The organism is Escherichia albertii NBRC 107761 = DSM 17582 (genome assembly GCF_000759775.1).
Lineage (GTDB): Bacteria > Pseudomonadota > Gammaproteobacteria > Enterobacterales > Enterobacteriaceae > Escherichia > Escherichia albertii.
Genome location: NZ_BBMY01000002.1, coordinates 81399 through 100044 on the forward strand (window position 1 = coordinate 81399; position 18646 = coordinate 100044).

The following is an 18646-nucleotide window of genomic DNA, read 5'->3' on the forward strand; positions in this document are numbered from 1 at the left end:
GCCGGATAAGCAAAGCACATCCGGCACGAAGGAGTCAACATGTTAGAAGATCTCAAACGTCAAGTATTAGAAGCCAACCTGGCGCTGCCAAAACACAAGCTGGTCACGCTGACCTGGGGAAACGTCAGTGCCGTTGATCGCGAGCACGGCGTCTTTGTGATCAAGCCTTCCGGCGTCGATTACAGCGTCATGACCGCCGACGATATGGTCGTAGTCAACATCGAAACTGGCGAGGTCGTCGAAGGTACGAAAAAACCCTCCTCCGACACGCCAACTCACCGACTGCTCTACCTGGCATTCCCCGCCATTGGCGGCATTGTGCACACCCACTCCCGCCATGCCACCATCTGGGCGCAATCAGGTCAGTCAATCCCGGCAACCGGCACTACCCACGCCGACTATTTCTACGGCACCATTCCCTGCACCCGCAAAATGACCGATGCGGAAATCAACGGCGAATATGAATGGGAAACGGGCAAAGTGATCGTCGAAACCTTCAAAAAACAGGGTATCGACGCGGCGCAAATGCCTGGTGTACTGGTGCATTCTCACGGCCCGTTTGCATGGGGTAAAAACGCCGAAGATGCGGTGCATAACGCCATCGTGCTGGAAGAAGTCGCTTATATGGGGATTTTCTGCCGCCAGTTAGCCCCGCAGTTACCGGATATGCAGCAAACGTTATTGGATAAGCACTACCTGCGTAAGCATGGTGCGAAGGCGTATTACGGGCAGTGATAACTGTATAAAACCACAGCCAATCAACTGAAACCAGGCTATAATCGAGTCTGGTTTTTTATTGGATTTTCAGCGTGACACTGGCAGGTTTTATCTTAACCCGACACTGGCGGGACACCCCGCAAGGGACCGAAGTTTCATTCTGGCTGGCGACGGACAACGGGCCGTTGCAGGTTACCCTTACGCCGCAAGAATCCGTGGCGTTTATTCCTGCCGATCAAGTTCCCCGCGCTCAGCACATTTTGCACGGTGAACAAGGCTTTCGTCTGACGCCATTGGCATTGAAGGATTTTCATCGCCAGCCGGTGTATGGCCTTTACTGTCGCGCCCATCGCCAGTTGATGAATTACGAAAAGCGCCTGCGTGAAGGTGGCGTTACCGTTTACGAGGCCGATGTGCGCCCGCCAGAACGCTATCTGATGGAGCGGTTTATCACCTCTCCGGTGTGGGTCGAGGGTGATATGCGCAATGGCGCTATCGTTAATGCCCGTCTGAAACCGCATCCCGACTATCGTCCGCCGCTCAGGTGGGTTTCTATTGATATTGAAACCACCCGCCACGGTGAGCTGTACTGCATCGGCCTGGAAGGTTGCGGGCAGCGCATCGTTTATATGCTGGGGCCAGAGAATGGCGACGCCTCCGCGCTCGATTTTGAACTGGAATACGTCGCCAGTCGCCTGCAGCTACTGGAAAAACTTAACGCCTGGTTTGCCAACTACGATCCTGATGTGATCATCGGCTGGAACGTGGTGCAGTTTGATCTGCGAATGCTGCAAAAACTTGCCGAGCGTTACCGTATTCCACTGAGTCTGGGGCGCGATAACAGCGAACTGGAGTGGCGCGAGCATGGTTTTAAAAACGGTGTCTTTTTTGCCCAGGCCAAAGGGCGGCTGATTATTGATGGTATTGAGGCACTAAAATCCGCATTCTGGAATTTCTCGTCGTTCTCACTAGAAACCGTCGCCCAGGAGCTGTTAGGCGAAGGCAAATCTATCGATAACCCGTGGGATCGGATGGACGAAATTGACCGCCGTTTCGCCGAAGATAAACCCGCGCTGGCGACTTATAACCTGAAAGATTGCGAACTGGTGACACAAATCTTCCACAAAACCGAAATCATGCCGTTTTTACTCGAACGGGCGACGGTGAACGGTCTGCCAGTGGATCGGCATGGGGGTTCGGTGGCGGCGTTTGGTCATCTCTATTTTCCCCGAATGCACCGCGCTGGTTATGTTGCACCTAATCTCGGCGAAGTGCCGCCACACGCAAGCCCTGGCGGCTACGTGATGGATTCGCGACCAGGACTTTATGATTCTGTGCTGGTGCTGGACTACAAAAGCCTGTATCCGTCGATCATCCGCACGTTTCTGATTGATCCCGTCGGACTGGTGGAAGGCATGGCACAGCCCGATCCTGAACACAGCACCGAAGGCTTTCTAGATGCCTGGTTCTCACGGGAGAAACATTGCCTGCCAGAGATTGTGACTAACATCTGGCACGGGCGCGATGAAGCCAAACGCCAGGGTAATAAGCCGCTGTCGCAGGCGCTGAAGATCATCATGAATGCCTTTTATGGCGTGCTTGGCACCACTGCCTGTCGCTTCTTCGATCCGCGCCTGGCGTCGTCGATCACCATGCGTGGTCATCAGATCATGCGGCAAACCAAAGCGTTGATTGAAGCGCAGGGCTATGACGTGATTTATGGCGATACCGACTCAACGTTTGTCTGGCTGAAAGGCGCACATTCAGAAGAAGAGGCGGCGAAAATCGGTCGTGCACTGGTGCGACACGTTAACGCCTGGTGGGCGGAAACACTGCAAAAACAACGGCTGACCAGCGCACTGGAACTGGAGTATGAAACCCATTACTGCCGTTTTCTGATGCCAACCATTCGCGGAGCCGATACCGGCAGCAAAAAGCGCTACGCCGGGCTGATTCAGGAAGGTGACAAACAGCGGATGGTGTTTAAAGGGCTGGAAACCGTGCGTACCGACTGGACGCCGCTGGCCCAGCAATTTCAGCAGGAGCTATATCTGCGCATCTTCCGCAACGAGCCATATCAGGAGTATGTACGCGAAACTATCGACAAACTGATGGTCGGCGAACTGGATACGCAGCTGGTTTACCGCAAACGCCTTCGCCGTCCGCTGAGCGAATATCAGCGTAATGTGCCGCCTCATGTACGCGCCGCACGCCTTGCCGATGAAGAAAACCACAAGCGTGGTCGCCCCTTGCAATATCAAAACCGCGGCACCATTAAGTACGTCTGGACCATCAACGGCCCGGAGCCGCTTGACTACCAACGTTCACCACTGGATTACGAACACTATCTGACCCGTCAACTGCAACCCGTGGCGGAGGGAATACTCCCTTTTATTGAGGATAATTTTGCTACACTTATGACCGGGCAACTTGGGCTATTTTGAGCAAAAAAAGAGTTCGCCAGAGATCATTTTGATGCGTGACGAATGCTTTGCCATCCAGTACCATAGCGCCCTTTCCATTCCTGGACCTGAATAACGCCACTACCACATTAGTCTGGTAGCGGGTGGTTATTGCCTGCAATTGAAGATATAGAGCCAAACACATATGCCTTTTACACTTGGTCAACGCTGGATCAGCGATACAGAAAGCGAATTAGGACTTGGAACCGTTGTCGCGGTGGATGCGCGAACTGTCACTTTACTTTTCCCATCTACTGGTGAAAACCGTCTGTACGCACGCAGTGATTCTCCCGTGACCCGCGTGATGTTCAATCCTGGTGATACCATTACCAGCCATGACGGCTGGCAGATGCAAGTCGAAGAAGTAAAAGAAGAAAATGGCCTGCTGACCTATATCGGTACTCGCCTGGATACTGAAGAGTCCGGCGTAGCCCTGCGTGAAGTTTTCCTTGATAGCAAATTGGTGTTCAGCAAACCACAGGACCGTCTGTTTGCCGGACAGATCGACCGTATGGACCGCTTTGCGTTGCGTTATCGCGCACGTAAGTATTCCAGCGAACAGTTCCGTATGCCGTACAGCGGCCTGCGCGGTCAGCGTACCAGCCTGATCCCACACCAGCTCAACATCGCACATGATGTCGGTCGCCGCCATGCACCGCGCGTCCTGCTGGCTGACGAAGTAGGTTTAGGGAAAACCATTGAAGCCGGGATGATCCTGCATCAACAACTGCTCTCTGGCGCGGCTGAACGTGTGCTGATTATCGTCCCGGAAACTTTACAGCATCAGTGGCTGGTCGAGATGCTACGCCGTTTCAACCTGCGTTTTGCGCTGTTTGATGATGAGCGTTATGCCGAAGCCCAGCACGACGCTTACAACCCGTTCGACACCGAACAGCTGGTGATTTGCTCACTGGATTTTGCCCGTCGTAGCAAACAGCGTCTGGAACACTTGTGTGAAGCCGAGTGGGATCTGCTGGTCGTCGATGAAGCGCACCACCTGGTGTGGAGCGAAGAGGCGCCGAGCCGTGAATATCAGACCATTGAACAACTGGCAGAACATGTGCCTGGCGTTCTGCTGCTGACCGCAACCCCGGAACAACTGGGGATGGAAAGCCACTTCGCCCGCCTGCGCCTGCTGGACCCGAACCGTTTCCACGATTTCGCACAATTCGTTGAAGAACAGAAGAATTATCGTCCGGTCGCCGACGCCGTTGCCATGCTGCTGGCAGGTAACAAACTGAGCAATGACGAACTGAACATGCTCGGTGAGATGATCGGCGAGCAGGATATCGAGCCGCTTTTGCAGGCGGCAAACAGCGACAGCGAAGATGCCCAGAGCGCCCGTCAGGAACTGGTTTCCATGCTGATGGACCGCCACGGCACCAGCCGCGTACTGTTCCGTAACACGCGTAACGGCGTTAAAGGCTTCCCGAAACGCGAGCTGCACACTATTAAGCTGCCGCTGCCGACGCAGTATCAGACGGCAATTAAAGTGTCCGGCATTATGGGCGCACGTAAAAGTGCGGAAGATCGCGCCCGCGATATGCTCTACCCGGAGCGTATTTATCAGGAATTTGAAGGCGATAACGCCACCTGGTGGAACTTTGACCCGCGCGTTGAGTGGCTGATGGGCTACCTGACCAGCCATCGCTCACAGAAAGTATTGGTTATCTGCGCCAAAGCCGCTACCGCGCTGCAACTGGAGCAAGTACTGCGCGAACGTGAAGGTATCCGCGCCGCGGTGTTCCACGAAGGTATGTCGATTATCGAGCGTGACCGCGCAGCCGCCTGGTTCGCCGAAGAAGATACCGGCGCGCAGGTGCTGCTGTGTTCGGAAATTGGTTCTGAAGGGCGTAACTTCCAGTTCGCCAGCCATATGGTGATGTTCGATCTGCCGTTCAACCCGGATCTGCTGGAGCAGCGTATTGGTCGTCTGGACCGTATCGGCCAGGCGCACGATATTAAGATCCATGTGCCTTATCTGGAGAAAACCGCTCAGTCGGTGCTGGTACGCTGGTATCACGAAGGTCTGGATGCATTCGAGCACACCTGCCCGACTGGACGCACTATTTACGATAGCGTTTACAACGATCTGATTAACTATCTGGCTTCACCGGATCAAACCGAAGGCTTTGACGATCTGATCAAAAACTGCCGCGAACAGCATGAAGCTCTGAAAGCACAGCTGGAGCAGGGCCGTGACCGCCTGCTGGAGATCCACTCCAACGGCGGCGAAAAAGCCCAGGCGCTGGCAGAAAGCATTGAAGAGCAGGATGACGATACCAACCTGATCGCCTTCGCCATGAACCTGTTCGATATTATCGGTATCAATCAGGACGATCGCGGCGACAACCTGATCGTCCTGACGCCGTCCGATCATATGCTGGTGCCGGACTTCCCGGGCCTGTCGGAAGATGGTATCACCATCACCTTCGATCGTGAAGTGGCGCTGGCGCGTGAAGATGCACAGTTTATTACCTGGGAGCATCCACTGATCCGCAACGGCCTGGACCTGATCCTTTCCGGCGATACCGGCAGCAGCACGATTTCGCTGTTGAAAAACAAAGCGTTGCCGGTAGGTACTCTGTTGCTGGAACTGATTTACGTGGTTGAAGCTCAGGCGCCGAAGCAGTTGCAACTTAACCGCTTCCTGCCGCCGACACCGGTGCGTATGCTGTTGGATAAAAACGGCAACAACCTGGCGGCACAGGTGGAGTTTGAAACATTCAACCGTCAGCTTAACGCAGTCAACCGTCATACCGGCAGTAAACTGGTTAACGCCGTGCAGCAGGATGTTCACGCTATCCTTCAGCTGGGTGAAGCGCAGATTGAGAAGTCTGCCCGTGCACTGATTGACGCGGCACGTAACGAAGCCGACGAAAAACTGTCTGCCGAACTGTCGCGTCTGGAAGCGCTGCGCGCAGTGAACCCGAACATTCGTGACGACGAACTGACTGCCATTGAGAGCAACCGTCAGCAGGTGATGGAAAGCCTGGATCAGGTGGGCTGGCGTCTGGATGCCCTACGTTTGATCGTTGTGACGCATCAATAACGGAGCTGAAAATGGGGATGGAAAACTACAATCCGCCGCAGGAACCCTGGCTGGTTGTCCTGTATCAGGATGACCACATTATGGTGGTCAACAAGCCGAGTGGTTTGTTGTCTGTGCCGGGGCGTCTGGAAGAGCACAAAGACAGTGTGATGACGCGCATTCAGCGTGATTATCCGCAGGCGGAATCGGTGCATCGTCTGGATATGGCCACCAGCGGCGTGATTGTAGTGGCGCTGACCAAAGCCGCGGAGCAGGAATTAAAACGCCAGTTCCGCGAGCGCGAGCCGAAAAAGCAGTATGTGGCCCGCGTCTGGGGGCATCCATCCCCCGCCGAAGGTCTGGTGGATCTACCGCTGATTTGCGACTGGCCCAACCGCCCGAAACAGAAAGTCTGTTACGAAACGGGTAAACCTGCGCAGACGGAATATGAAGTGGTGGAGTATGCGGCGGATAACACGGCAAGAGTGGTGTTAAAGCCGATTACCGGGCGTTCGCATCAGCTGCGTGTACATATGCTGGCGCTGGGTCATCCGATTCTTGGCGATCGTTTTTATGCATCACCAGAAGCGAGAGCAATGGCGCCACGATTATTGTTGCATGCAGAAATGTTGACGATTACCCATCCGGCGTATGGCAACAGTATGACGTTTAAAGCGCCAGCGGATTTTTGATAGTCACGCTGGCGCGATTCGGTAGGCCGGATAAGGCGTTTACGCCGCATCCGGCAATTTTGTCGCCGATTGTCTGATGCTGCTCGCCGGATGCGACGCTGTCGCGTCTTATCCGGCCTACCGCGTCTTATCCAGCCTGGTGCGTCTTATCAGGCCTACAGTTTGAAACTTATTTAAACCCTTTCTGCTGCTTAATCAGTTCATACGCCTGCTGAATTTCCTGCGCTTTCTGCTTCGCCATCTCCATCATCTCTGGCGGCAAACCTTTCGCTACCAGCTTATCCGGGTGGTGCTCGCTCATCAGCTTACGGTAGGCACGTTTAATCGTTGTCGCGTCATCTGTCGGCTTCACGCCCAACACATTACAGGCATCTTCCAGCGTCGGGCCACGCTGCGCTTGCTGCCAGTGACCACCGCCAGACTGCTGCTGATAACCGCCGCCAAACTGCGCCCCGCCCTGCATCATACGCAGGAACTGGTCAAACTGAGCGCGCGAAATCCCTAACTCTTCAGCAATGACATACAGTACAGCACGTTCATTAGGATGCAGCGAACCATCGGCAAACGCCGCCTGAATCTGGATCTCCAGAAACATACGAATTAAGTCAAAACGACCAAAGCAGACACTACGAAACTGACGCATTTTTTCACGCAGTGGGTAATTATCTGATTTTCCCACCCGGAAAGCATTTTGCGCCGCAGTACGGGAAGCGCCATGCAGATTCATTCTGTCCATCAGTTGGCTGGCGATATGAATATCAGCCTCGGTAACACGACCTTTGGATTTGGTTAAATGCCCCATCACTTCAAAAGTGGTGGCAAAAAACAGCGCCTGACGCTCGCGCTGGTTGGCAAACCACGCCATTTTACGGCTACGGGCTTTATCAAACATGTGGCCAATTAACAGACCCAACACTACGCCCCAAAAGCCGCCGCCCATTATTAAGGCCATGGCCACGCCAATGATTTTTCCCCAATACTGCATATATTCCCCAAATCGACACACGGATATCAGGGCTATCTCCCACAATATAAAGGTGCTTTTACCGTTTTCCGGCTGCGGTCAATTGTGGGACATCGCCTATAATTTGCATTATCATACCTGTCATTCAATGCCGTGCCTAACACCACTGACGCTATTCGGACAGGATTAACACTAGCGTAGAGATGACGAGTACGTTAGTCTCTGACCGTTTGTCACGCGCAACGTTACCGATGATGGAACAATAAAATCAACGTATGAAAAAACGTATCCCCACTCTTCTGGCCACCATGATTGCCACCGCCCTTTATAGTCAACAGGGACTGGCAGCCGATCTCGCCTCACAGTGCATGTTGGGCGTGCCAAGCTATGACCGTCCTCTGGTACAGGGCGATACTAACGACTTACCCGTGACGATTAATGCTGACCACGCAAAGGGAAATTACCCCGATGACGCCGTGTTTACCGGCAGCGTGGATATCATGCAGGGTAACAGCCGCCTGCAGGCCGATGAAGTTCAGCTCCATCAAAAAGAGGCCCCCGGACAAGCGGAACCGGTACGTACCGTTGATGCGCTCGGTAACGTTCATTACGACGATAACCAGGTGATCCTCAAAGGACCGAAAGGCTGGGCGAATCTGAACACCAAAGACACCAACGTCTGGAAAGGTGATTACCAGATGATGGGCCGTCAGGGACGTGGTAAAGCCGACCTAATGAAACAACGTGGCGAAAACCGCTACACTATTCTGGATAATGGTAGCTTTACCTCCTGTTTGCCTGGTTCTGATACCTGGAGCGTGGTAGGTAGCGAAATTATTCATGACCGCGAAGAACAAGTCGCGGAAATCTGGAACGCCCGCTTTAAAGTCGGTCCGGTGCCGATTTTTTACAGCCCCTATTTGCAGTTGCCAGTGGGTGATAAACGTCGCTCAGGTTTCTTGATCCCGAACGCCAAGTACACCACCACCAACTACTTTGAGTTCTATCTTCCGTATTACTGGAATATTGCGCCAAATATGGATGCCACCATCACGCCGCATTATATGCATCGTCGTGGCAACATTATGTGGGAGAACGAGTTCCGTTATCTCACTCAGGCTGGCGCTGGCTTGATGGAACTTGACTATCTGCCTTCAGATAAAGTCTATGAAGATGAACATCCGAAGGATGATAGCTCACGTCGTTGGTTGTTCTACTGGCAACACTCCGGGGTAATGGATCAGGTGTGGCGTTTCAACGTCGACTACACCAAAGTCAGCGATCCTAGCTACTTCAATGACTTCGATAACAAATACGGCTCCAGTACCGACGGTTATGCAACGCAAAAATTCAGCGTTGGCTATGCAGTACAAAACTTCAATGCCACCGTTTCAACCAAGCAGTTCCAGGTCTTCAACGAACAGAACACCAGTAGCTACTCGGCAGAACCGCAGTTAGACGTTAATTACTATCAAAACGATGTTGGTCCTTTTGATACGCGAATTTACGGTCAGGCTGTGCACTTTGTTAACACCAGAGATGACATGCCAGAGGCGACTCGTGTTCACCTGGAGCCGACCATCAATCTGCCGCTCTCTAATAACTGGGGCAGTATCAATACTGAAGCAAAGTTGCTGGCGACGCATTATCAGCAAACCAATCTTGACTGGTATAACAGCAACCCCAAAAACACCAAACTGGCAGACTCCGCTAACCGCGTGATGCCGCAGTTCAAAATAGACGGCAGAATGGTCTTCGAGCGCGATATGGAAATGCTGGCGCCAGGCTATACCCAGACGCTGGAACCACGCGCACAGTATCTGTATGTACCGTATCGCGATCAGAGCAAAATCTATAACTACGACTCTTCACTGCTGCAATCTGACTACTCTGGCCTGTTCCGGGACCGGACTTACGGCGGTCTTGACCGTATTGCTTCCGCGAACCAAGTAACGACCGGTGTCACATCTCGCGTATATGATGATGCTGCCGTTGAACGTTTTAATATTTCCGTTGGTCAAATCTACTATTTCACGGAGTCTCGCACTGGCGATGACAACATAACATGGGAGAATAACGACAAAACGGGCTCACTGGTATGGGCAGGCGATACTTACTGGCGTATCTCTGAACGTTGGGGACTGCGTGGCGGGATTCAGTACGATACCCGTCTGGATAACGTAGCCACCAGTAACTCCAGCATTGAATACCGTCGGGATGAAGACCGTCTGATACAACTGAACTACCGTTACGCCAGCCCGGAATACATTCAGGCGACATTGCCTAAGTACTATTCCACTGCCGAGCAGTATAAAAACGGAATTTCGCAGGTAGGTACGGTTGCCAGTTGGCCAATTGCCGATCGTTGGTCAATTGTCGGGGCCTACTACTACGATACCAATGCGAACAAGCAGGCAGACTCAATGTTAGGAGTGCAATACAGCTCCTGCTGCTATGCGATTCGCGTCGGTTACGAGCGTAAGCTGAACGGTTGGGATAGCAATAAACAACATGCGATATATGACAACGCAATCGGCTTTAACATCGAACTTCGCGGCCTGAGCTCTAACTACGGTCTGGGTACGCAAGAGATGCTGCGTTCGAACATTCTGCCGTATCAAAACTCTTTGTGATTTGTTGATTTACCACGTAATCCGCAGTGCGGTTAATTGAAATGGAAAAAGTATGAAGAACTGGAAAACGCTGCTTCTCGGTATCGCGATGATCGCGAATACCAGTTTCGCTGCCCCCCAGGTAGTTGATAAAGTCGCAGCCGTCGTCAATAACGGCGTCGTGCTGGAAAGCGACGTTGATGGATTAATGCAGTCGGTAAAACTGAACGCCGCCCAGGCAAGGCAACAGCTTCCTGATGACGCTACGCTGCGCCACCAAATCATGGAGCGTTTGATCATGGATCAAATCATCCTGCAGATGGGGCAGAAAATGGGAGTGAAAATCTCCGATGAGCAGCTCGATCAGGCGATTGCCAACATTGCCAAACAGAACAACATGACGCTGGATCAAATGCGCAGTCGTCTGGCTTACGATGGTCTGAACTACAACACCTATCGTAACCAGATCCGCAAAGAGATGATTATCTCTGAAGTGCGTAACAACGAAGTGCGTCGTCGCATTACCATCCTGCCGCAGGAAGTCGAAGCTCTGGCGCAGCAGGTCGGTAACCAAAACGATGCCAGCACTGAACTGAATTTAAGCCACATCCTGATCCCGCTGCCAGAAAACCCGACTTCAGATCAAGTAAACGAAGCGGAAAGCCAGGCGCGCGCCATTGTCGATCAAGCGCGTAATGGCGCTGATTTTGGTAAACTGGCTATCGCTCACTCTGCCGATCAGCAGGCACTGAATGGCGGCCAGATGGGCTGGGGCCGAATTCAGGAACTGCCGGGGATCTTCGCCCAGGCATTAAGCACCGCGAAAAAAGGCGATATTGTTGGCCCGATCCGTTCCGGCGTCGGCTTCCATATTCTGAAAGTTAACGACCTGCGCGGTGAAAGCAAAAATATCTCGGTGACCGAGGTTCATGCTCGACATATTCTGCTAAAACCGTCGCCGATCATGACTGACGAGCAAGCTCGCGTGAAACTGGAACAGATTGCTGCGGATATCAAGAGCGGTAAAACCACGTTTGCTGCGGCAGCGAAAGAGTTCTCTCAGGATCCAGGCTCTGCTAACCAGGGCGGCGATCTTGGCTGGGCTACGCCAGACATTTTCGATCCGGCCTTCCGTGACGCGCTGACCCGCCTGAACAAAGGCCAAATGAGCGCTCCGGTTCACTCTTCATTCGGCTGGCATCTGATCGAACTGCTGGATACCCGTAATGTTGATAAAACCGATGCGGCGCAAAAAGATCGTGCGTACCGCATGCTGATGAACCGTAAGTTCTCGGAAGAAGCAGCAAGCTGGATGCAGGAACAACGTGCCAGCGCTTATGTGAAAATTTTGAGCAACTAATGGTTAAAACCCAACGTGTTGTGATCACTCCCGGCGAACCCGCCGGGATTGGCCCGGACTTAGTTGTCCAACTCGCACAGCGTGAGTGGCCGGTCGAACTGGTTGTTTGTGCCGATGCCACTCTCCTTACCAACCGGGCAGCGATGCTCGGTTTGCCGCTTACCCTCCGCCCTTATTCCCCTAATTCTCCTGCCCAACCGCAAACTGCGGGCACATTAACGCTACTTCCTGTCGCACTACGCGCGCCTGTCACGGCGGGGAAACTGACGGTTGAAAATGGGCATTATGTGGTGGAGACGCTGGCGCGAGCGTGCGATGGCTGCCTGAGCGGTGAATTTGCCGCGCTAATTACCGGCCCCGTGCATAAAGGCGTCATTAACGACGCAGGCATTCCATTTACCGGTCATACCGAGTTTTTCGAAGAGCGTTCGCAGGCGAAAAAAGTGGTGATGATGCTGGCGACCGAAGAACTTCGCGTGGCGCTGGCAACGACGCATTTACCGCTGCGTGAAATTGCAGATGCCATCACCCAACCACTACTGCATGAAGTGATCGGTATTTTGCATCACGATTTGCGGACCAAATTTGGCATCGCTGAACCGCGCATTCTGGTCTGCGGGCTGAATCCGCACGCGGGCGAAGGCGGTCATATGGGTACGGAAGAGATAGACACCATTATTCCGGTGCTCAACGAGCTGCGGGCGCAGGGGATGAAACTCAACGGGCCGCTGCCTGCCGATACCCTGTTTCAGCCTAAATATCTCGACAACGCCGACGCCGTACTGGCGATGTACCACGATCAGGGTCTTCCCGTGCTAAAATACCAGGGCTTCGGGCGCGGTGTGAACATTACGCTGGGCCTGCCCTTTATTCGCACATCAGTGGACCACGGCACCGCGCTTGAACTGGCGGGACGTGGCAAAGCCGATGTCGGCAGTTTTATTACGGCGCTTAATCTCGCCATCAAAATGATTGTTAACACCCAATGAATAATCGAGTCCACCAGGGCCATTTAGCCCGTAAACGCTTCGGGCAAAACTTTCTCAACGATCAGTTCGTGATCGACAGCATTGTTTCTGCCATTAACCCGCAAAAAGGCCAGGCGATGGTCGAAATCGGCCCCGGTCTGGCGGCATTGACCGAACCGGTCGGTGAACGTCTGGATCAGCTCACCGTCATCGAACTTGACCGCGATCTGGCTGCACGTCTGCAAACGCATCCATTTTTAGGCCCAAAACTGACAATTTATCAGCAGGATGCGATGACCTTTAACTTTGGTGAGCTGGCAGAAAAAATGGGCCAGCCGCTGCGTGTTTTCGGCAACCTGCCGTATAACATCTCCACGCCGTTGATGTTCCATCTGTTTAGCTATACTGATGCCATTGCCGACATGCATTTCATGTTGCAAAAAGAGGTGGTGAATCGTCTGGTTGCAGGACCGAACAGCAAGGCGTATGGTCGATTAAGCGTCATGGCGCAATATTATTGCAACGTGATCCCGGTGCTGGAAGTACCACCATCCGCCTTTACGCCACCACCAAAAGTGGATTCCGCCGTCGTACGTCTGGTTCCTCACACGACGATGCCTTATCCGGTTAAAGATATTCGCGTGTTGAGTCGCATCACTACCGAAGCCTTTAACCAGCGTCGTAAAACCATTCGGAACAGCCTCGGCAACCTGTTTAGCGCCGAAGTGCTAACGGAAATGGGGATCGACCCGGCGATGCGAGCGGAAAATATCTCTGTCGCGCAATATTGCCAGATGGCGAACTATCTGGCGGAGAACGCGCCTTTGCAGGAGAGTTAACGATGATCAATTCGCCCCGAGTGTGTATTCAGGTTCAAAGCGTCTACATTGAGGCCCAATCTTCACCTGATAATGAACGTTACGTTTTTGCTTATACCGTAACCATACGCAATCTGGGGCGAGCGCCAGTGCAGTTGTTGGGACGTTACTGGCTGATCACTAACGGCAATGGCCGTGAAACTGAAGTCCAGGGTGAGGGTGTGGTGGGCGTCCAACCGCATATCGCCCCTGGTGAAGAATACCAATATACCAGCGGCGCAATCATTGAAACGCCGCTGGGCACCATGCAGGGTCACTACGAAATGATCGATGAGAATGGCGTTCCCTTTAGCATCGACATTCCCGTATTTCGACTCGCCGTTCCAATACTCATTCATTAATAAATATGGCGACATACCTTATTGGCGATGTTCACGGTTGTTACGATGAACTGATCGCATTGCTGCATAAAGTGGAATTTACTCCCGGTAAAGATATCCTCTGGCTGACGGGCGACCTGGTCGCGCGCGGTCCGGGTTCGCTGGATGTCCTGCGTTATGTAAAGTCTTTAGGCGATAACGTACGTCTGGTGCTGGGGAATCACGATCTGCATCTGCTGGCGGTCTTTGCCGGGATCAGCCGTAATAAACCGAAAGATCACCTTACGCCGTTGTTGGAAGCGCCTGACGCCGACGAACTGCTTAACTGGTTGCGCCGCCAGCCTCTGATGCAAATCGACGAAGAGAAAAAGCTGGTGATGACCCACGCGGGGATCACGCCACAGTGGGATCTCCAGACAGCCAAAGAGTGCGCACGCGACGTAGAAGCGGTACTGTCGAGCGATTCCTACCCCTTCTTCCTCGACGCTATGTACGGCGATATGCCAAACAACTGGTCGCCGGAATTACGTGGGTTAGGAAGACTGCGTTTTATCACCAACGCCTTTACTCGTATGCGTTTCTGTTTTCCGAACGGTCAACTGGATATGTATAGCAAAGAGTCGCCGGAAGAAGCGCCAGCGCCACTGAAACCGTGGTTTGCGATTCCTGGCCCCGTCAGTGAAGAGTACAGCATCGCCTTTGGTCACTGGGCATCACTGGAAGGCAAAGGCACGCCGGAAGGGATTTACGCGCTGGATACCGGCTGCTGCTGGGGTGGTACATTAACCTGCCTGCGCTGGGAAGATAAACAGTATTTTGTCCAGCCGTCGAACCGGCATAAGGATTTGGGTGAGGGAGAGGCGGTCACGTCTTAAATCCCGTCGAGCATAAAATCTAATCCCCCTTTAATCAACGTTCGGTGCGCGCTGGCATCACAAAATTTCGTTCCCAGCGCGTTAACTGGAACAGTTGCAGTCTCATGCGTCATGAGCACATATTCTCTTCCATCTACCAGTAAAAGGATTGAGTTAAGTCGTTCTGGTGGGTAATTACGGCTAAATCGTTCAATAGGTGTTAATGGAATAACGATACGGCGATTAATCTCACCAATAATGTCGCTGGTAACATTGATAACAAAGGGAAATGCGGCGTTCCTGCCGCGACTGCGGTATACCGTAAATGGTATCGCCAGAAGCTTCGGTATTCATCAGAAAACAACCGGTTTCATCAGCCAATTGATTTAACGTAGCGATAGCTTCTGCGTTCTCTTCACGCCAACGTGTTGCTGCATGTTTTTTAAGTTCAGCATTGAGCGCAACCGTAAGGGTAGCGCTCATATTTAAGCCAGCATCGCGAGCGCGATTGACTAACTCACGGTCGACGGTGACGGCCACACTTTGTGTGGTACGTTTTGCAGTCATGATATCGTGCTCCTGTACAATTTATACGTCTGGTATACACGGATATCTGCACGTATCAGCGATGCCGGGATTCTAATAGACAAACTTACCGCCGTTCCAGAATCTCAAAGCAATAGCTGTGAGAGTTCTGCGCATCGGCGTCGTGGAATTCGCTGAATACCGATTCCCAGTCATCTGGATCGTAATCCGGGAAATGAGTGTCGCCTTCCACATCTGCGTCAATATGCGTCAGATACAATTTTTGCGCTTTTGGCAGGAACTGCTCGTATACGCGCCCACCGCCAATCACCATGATTTCTGGTACGTCACCGCACGCCGCAATGGCTTCATCCACCGACTTCACCCACGTTACGCGATCGTCCGTACCCGACTGGCTGCTGATGACGATATTCTTACGCCCTGGCAGCGGGCGACCAATGGATTCCCAGGTATGGCGTCCCATAATCACAGGTTTATTTAAGGTGTTGCGTTTAAACCAGGCGAGATCGGCAGGCAGGTTCCACGGCATAGCATTTTCCATGCCGATAACGCGATCTACCGCTAACGCCGCAATCAGACTGATCATTGAGATTTCCCGATAAAAAAAATTGTCGCCACTATACGTAAAGCGTAAACCTTCGTCGACTGGCGAGAGGATGATGTTGAGGAAAATTTTATATTCTGCTGGCGAGCCCACGCTATGCCGCTGGACTCGCCCTATTACAATTACATAAAAACAAACAGTTAGTTGTAAAGCGTGCGTGATATCACTCTTTATGATTACGAGGGTTTGGTTTCTGGCTCATCGGTCATATTGCCAGTATGTTTCCCTTCTTCAGTACCTTGCCAGCCGTGCCGTTGAATTAATGACAGATGTTCGCGATCTTCGCTGATTATCTCACTTAACATCGCGTTGGTACGTTTATAAACCGCAGCCCGGGCTTTGGTATCGTTCTCACTCATCGCCATCTCTTCCAGCATCTGAATATTAAAGCGACGGAACAAATCGGCTCGTTCCCGCGCTTCATACGCCCCCAGACCTAAACTTTCCAGTGCCAGGCGTCCGGTTTTGAGCGCCCCTTCAAAGGTTTCACGCTCCGGCTTTTCCACACCTGCCTGACGCAAACGAATGTAGTGATCAACATCACGCGCGCGAGCAATGATCTGCAAATGCGGGAAATGTTCTTTCACCATCTCCGTCAGTTGCAGGTTGGTTTGTGGATCGTCAATAGCGTTAATCAGCACTTCCGCTTTCGCCGCTCCGGCAGATTCCAGTAAATCCATCCGCGTGGCATCGCCGTAAAACACTTTCATGCCGAATTTGCGCAAAGTTTCTATATGGTCAGGATCGTGATCGAGTACCACCATTCTCACCCCGCTGGAGAGCAGTAAACGCCCGGTGATCTGACCAAAACGACCGAATCCGGCAACAATTACCCGCGGTTGTTCTTCGTCGATCTCATCAGCTTCGCGCGCCTCTTCAGTGGAAGATTGTTCAAGGCGATTGAGGATCACCAACAGAATCGGCGTTGCCGCCATCGACAATGCCACCGCCAACGTCAGCGACTTCGCCCACTCTGGTTCCAGTACATTTGCCATTTGCGCTGCGCCAAACACCACAAAGGCAAACTCACTACCCTGCCCTAACAACACCGCAAACCAGCGACGTTGTTTATTCGGCACCTGTAATGGTCGGGCAATCAGCCACAGCATGGCAATTTTGATGATGAGGAAACCAGTCAGCAGGATGACTATACGCAACGGATTTTCAAGCAGCGTACCAAAGTCTATCGACATGCCAACACCGATGAAAAACAGCCCCAGCAGCAAACCTTTAAATGGTTCGATATCGCTTTCCAGCGCATGACGGTATTCCGAGCTTGCCAGCAACACGCCTGCCAGAAACGCGCCCATCGCCATCGACAAGCCGACCTCTTCGAGCAGCAAACCAAAGCCAAACACGAGGAATAAAGCTACGGCACTGAACACTTCCCGCAAGCCAGAACGGGCAACAAAGCGCAGCGCCGGACGCGTAACATAGCGCCCCAGCAATACCACCAGCGCCAGCGCGCCCGCCACTTTTAACGCCGAGAGAGCAAATGCGCCCATCGTCGTTGAGGCACTGCTCGCTGCCAGTAGCGGGATCATCGCCACTAATGGGATCGCCGCGATATCCTGAAATAATAGTACGGCAAAGGCACTGCGCCCCATCTGCGTTACCGTCAGATTACGTTCATTCATTGCCTGCATGGCAATCGCTGTTGAGGAGAGCGCCAGCGTCATGCCAATTAATCCCGCGACTTGCCAGCGCATACCGAGGAGCATACAGAACAGCCCCAGCAGGCCGCTACAGATCACCATCTGCAATACGCCACCGCCGAATACTGCCGCGCGCAGTTTCCATAATCGCTGTGGATCAAGCTCCAGACCGATAATAAATAACATCAGCACCACGCCAATTTCGGCAAAGTGCAGGATAGATTCGGCATCGGTCACCAACCGCAGTCCCCACGGGCCAATAATGCAGCCTGCAATCAGGTAACCAAGGACCGAGCCCAGACCGAGGCGTACCGCAATGGGTACAATCAGCGCCGCCGAACCGAGATAGATCAGCGCCTGGACCAGCGTATGACTATCCATGATGTGCCTCCTGCCATTCCAGCAGACGTTGCTTATAGTGACGCGCCTGCCCTTCGAGGGTTTCGTCGTCACAAATAAAGGTGCAGTGCATGGCAAACGGCGGTAGCCAGTTCAGCCCACAGTAGATTGCCGTCGCCTGTAGCGGCTGCGACAGCACATCAAAGCCCGGATGCGCACCGATCTCAAAATGGCTTTCCCCGCCGCCGGTCGTCACCGCCCACAGCAAATGCTTGCCATGCAGCGCCGTGCCGCCGTGACCATAAGCCCAGCCGTGCGAGAAAACTTTATCGATCCAAAGTTTAAGGAGCGGTGGAATGCTGTACCACTGCATTGGGTGCTGCCAGACGATCAGATCGGCGCGAGACAGCGCCTCCTGTTCGGCGGCAATGTCGATATTGAAGTCAGGATAAAGTTGATAAAGAGAGCGAATTTCAACGCCTTCCAGCGTCCTTGCCTGTTCAAGCATCCGTTTATTCGCATGGGAATGATGCGGATACGGATGCGCATAAATGATTAGAATCATAGTTAGCCTGCGCAATTACACCTTTGTTTTCTCACAAAGTGTAGTCATATATTTACGCGGCTTATAGTCAATAATATTG

General features: G+C 52.7%; 15 protein-coding genes and 1 pseudogene. 10 read left to right on the top strand and 6 right to left on the bottom strand.

Going from position 1 to position 18646, the window contains the following annotated elements; all coding sequences use genetic code 11:
- Positions 1 to 39: 39 nt before the first annotated feature.
- The 4 genes from araD (at position 40) to rluA (ending at position 6902) form a co-directional block, all read left to right on the top strand.
- Positions 40 to 735, top strand: a complete 696-nt coding sequence (gene araD, locus EA14781_RS01090) for an L-ribulose-5-phosphate 4-epimerase (RefSeq protein ID WP_000888647.1) — start codon at positions 40 to 42, stop codon at positions 733 to 735.
- Between the two features lie 74 nt (positions 736 to 809).
- Complete coding sequence (gene polB / locus EA14781_RS01095) at positions 810 to 3161, top strand: DNA polymerase II (RefSeq protein WP_000170797.1); 2352 nt, start codon at positions 810 to 812, stop codon at positions 3159 to 3161.
- Positions 3162 to 3324: 163 nt separating this feature from the next.
- A complete protein-coding gene (rapA, locus tag EA14781_RS01100; protein WP_001117035.1) occupies positions 3325 to 6231 on the top strand; it encodes an RNA polymerase-associated protein RapA in 2907 nt (968 codons plus the stop codon).
- Between the two features lie 11 nt (positions 6232 to 6242).
- Complete coding sequence (rluA, locus tag EA14781_RS01105; protein WP_000525205.1) at positions 6243 to 6902, top strand: bifunctional tRNA pseudouridine(32) synthase/23S rRNA pseudouridine(746) synthase RluA; 660 nt, start codon at positions 6243 to 6245, stop codon at positions 6900 to 6902.
- A gap of 169 nt (positions 6903 to 7071) precedes the next feature.
- On the opposite strand, the gene djlA is transcribed toward rluA, so the two are convergent.
- Positions 7072 to 7887 (bottom strand): co-chaperone DjlA, encoded by an 816-nt coding sequence (gene djlA, locus EA14781_RS01110; RefSeq protein WP_001200559.1) that lies wholly within the window; start codon positions 7885 to 7887, stop codon positions 7072 to 7074.
- Positions 7888 to 8141: 254 nt separating this feature from the next.
- Here djlA and lptD point away from each other — a divergent pair, with 254 nt between their 5' ends.
- From lptD to apaH, 6 genes are read left to right on the top strand one after another with little or no spacing between them, the layout of a single operon-like run.
- Positions 8142 to 10499 carry an LPS assembly protein LptD gene (gene lptD / locus EA14781_RS01115; RefSeq protein WP_000746177.1) on the top strand — a complete coding sequence of 786 codons (2358 nt, stop codon included), beginning with the start codon at positions 8142 to 8144 and terminating at the stop codon, positions 10497 to 10499.
- Between the two features lie 52 nt (positions 10500 to 10551).
- Positions 10552 to 11838, top strand: a complete 1287-nt coding sequence (gene surA, locus EA14781_RS01120) for a peptidylprolyl isomerase SurA (protein WP_000800442.1) — start codon at positions 10552 to 10554, stop codon at positions 11836 to 11838.
- On the top strand, positions 11838 to 12827 hold the full coding sequence (gene pdxA, locus EA14781_RS01125; protein ID WP_000241276.1) for a 4-hydroxythreonine-4-phosphate dehydrogenase PdxA: 990 nt from the start codon (positions 11838 to 11840) through the stop codon (positions 12825 to 12827). The genes surA and pdxA overlap by 1 nt, the downstream gene beginning before the upstream one ends.
- The gene (gene rsmA, locus EA14781_RS01130; protein ID WP_001065389.1) at positions 12824 to 13645 is read left to right on the top strand and encodes a 16S rRNA (adenine(1518)-N(6)/adenine(1519)-N(6))-dimethyltransferase RsmA; all 822 of its coding nucleotides are present in this window, start codon (positions 12824 to 12826) and stop codon (positions 13643 to 13645) included. Before pdxA ends, rsmA begins: the two co-directional genes overlap by 4 nt.
- Positions 13646 to 13647: 2 nt before the next feature.
- Complete coding sequence (gene apaG / locus EA14781_RS01135; protein WP_000610898.1) at positions 13648 to 14025, top strand: Co2+/Mg2+ efflux facilitator ApaG/CorD; 378 nt, start codon at positions 13648 to 13650, stop codon at positions 14023 to 14025.
- Positions 14026 to 14030: 5 nt separating this feature from the next.
- On the top strand, positions 14031 to 14879 hold the full coding sequence (gene apaH / locus EA14781_RS01140) for a bis(5'-nucleosyl)-tetraphosphatase (symmetrical) ApaH (RefSeq protein ID WP_000257170.1): 849 nt from the start codon (positions 14031 to 14033) through the stop codon (positions 14877 to 14879).
- Here apaH and EA14781_RS01145 read toward each other — a convergent pair.
- From EA14781_RS01145 to kefF, 5 genes and pseudogenes are all read right to left on the bottom strand, one after another.
- Positions 14876 to 15190, bottom strand: a complete 315-nt coding sequence (locus EA14781_RS01145) for a CcdB family protein (RefSeq protein ID WP_024164643.1) — start codon at positions 15188 to 15190, stop codon at positions 14876 to 14878. The genes apaH and EA14781_RS01145 overlap by 4 nt on opposite strands.
- Positions 15191 to 15195: 5 nt before the next feature.
- Positions 15196 to 15425, bottom strand: a pseudogene (locus tag EA14781_RS01150) (type II toxin-antitoxin system CcdA family antitoxin); the annotation flags it as partial.
- A gap of 85 nt (positions 15426 to 15510) precedes the next feature.
- Entirely contained in the window at positions 15511 to 15990 is a 480-nt protein-coding gene (gene folA, locus EA14781_RS01155) for a type 3 dihydrofolate reductase (protein WP_024164644.1), read from the bottom strand.
- A gap of 194 nt (positions 15991 to 16184) precedes the next feature.
- Entirely contained in the window at positions 16185 to 18044 is a 1860-nt protein-coding gene (kefC, locus tag EA14781_RS01160) for a glutathione-regulated potassium-efflux system protein KefC (protein WP_000377200.1), read from the bottom strand.
- Positions 18037 to 18567 carry a glutathione-regulated potassium-efflux system oxidoreductase KefF gene (gene kefF, locus EA14781_RS01165; protein ID WP_000600725.1) on the bottom strand — a complete coding sequence of 177 codons (531 nt, stop codon included), beginning with the start codon at positions 18565 to 18567 and terminating at the stop codon, positions 18037 to 18039. Before kefF ends, kefC begins: the two co-directional genes overlap by 8 nt.
- Positions 18568 to 18646 lie beyond the last annotated feature (79 nt).

Bases quoted from the DNA above. Each gene is read 5' to 3' on its own strand.
- araD (WP_000888647.1), top strand. From the start codon at position 40: ATGTTAGAAGATCTCAAACGTCAAGTATTAGAAGCCAACCTGGCGCTG.
- rapA (WP_001117035.1), top strand. From the start codon at position 3,325: ATGCCTTTTACACTTGGTCAACGCTGGATCAGCGATACAGAAAGCGAA.
- rluA (WP_000525205.1), top strand. From the start codon at position 6,243: ATGGGGATGGAAAACTACAATCCGCCGCAGGAACCCTGGCTGGTTGTC.
- djlA (WP_001200559.1), bottom strand. From the start codon at position 7,887: ATGCAGTATTGGGGAAAAATCATTGGCGTGGCCATGGCCTTAATAATG.
- lptD (WP_000746177.1), top strand. From the start codon at position 8,142: ATGAAAAAACGTATCCCCACTCTTCTGGCCACCATGATTGCCACCGCC.
- surA (WP_000800442.1), top strand. From the start codon at position 10,552: ATGAAGAACTGGAAAACGCTGCTTCTCGGTATCGCGATGATCGCGAAT.
- pdxA (WP_000241276.1), top strand. From the start codon at position 11,838: ATGGTTAAAACCCAACGTGTTGTGATCACTCCCGGCGAACCCGCCGGG.
- rsmA (WP_001065389.1), top strand. From the start codon at position 12,824: ATGAATAATCGAGTCCACCAGGGCCATTTAGCCCGTAAACGCTTCGGG.
- apaG (WP_000610898.1), top strand. From the start codon at position 13,648: ATGATCAATTCGCCCCGAGTGTGTATTCAGGTTCAAAGCGTCTACATT.
- apaH (WP_000257170.1), top strand. From the start codon at position 14,031: ATGGCGACATACCTTATTGGCGATGTTCACGGTTGTTACGATGAACTG.
- folA (WP_024164644.1), bottom strand. From the start codon at position 15,990: ATGATCAGTCTGATTGCGGCGTTAGCGGTAGATCGCGTTATCGGCATG.
- kefC (WP_000377200.1), bottom strand. From the start codon at position 18,044: ATGGATAGTCATACGCTGGTCCAGGCGCTGATCTATCTCGGTTCGGCG.
- kefF (WP_000600725.1), bottom strand. From the start codon at position 18,567: ATGATTCTAATCATTTATGCGCATCCGTATCCGCATCATTCCCATGCG.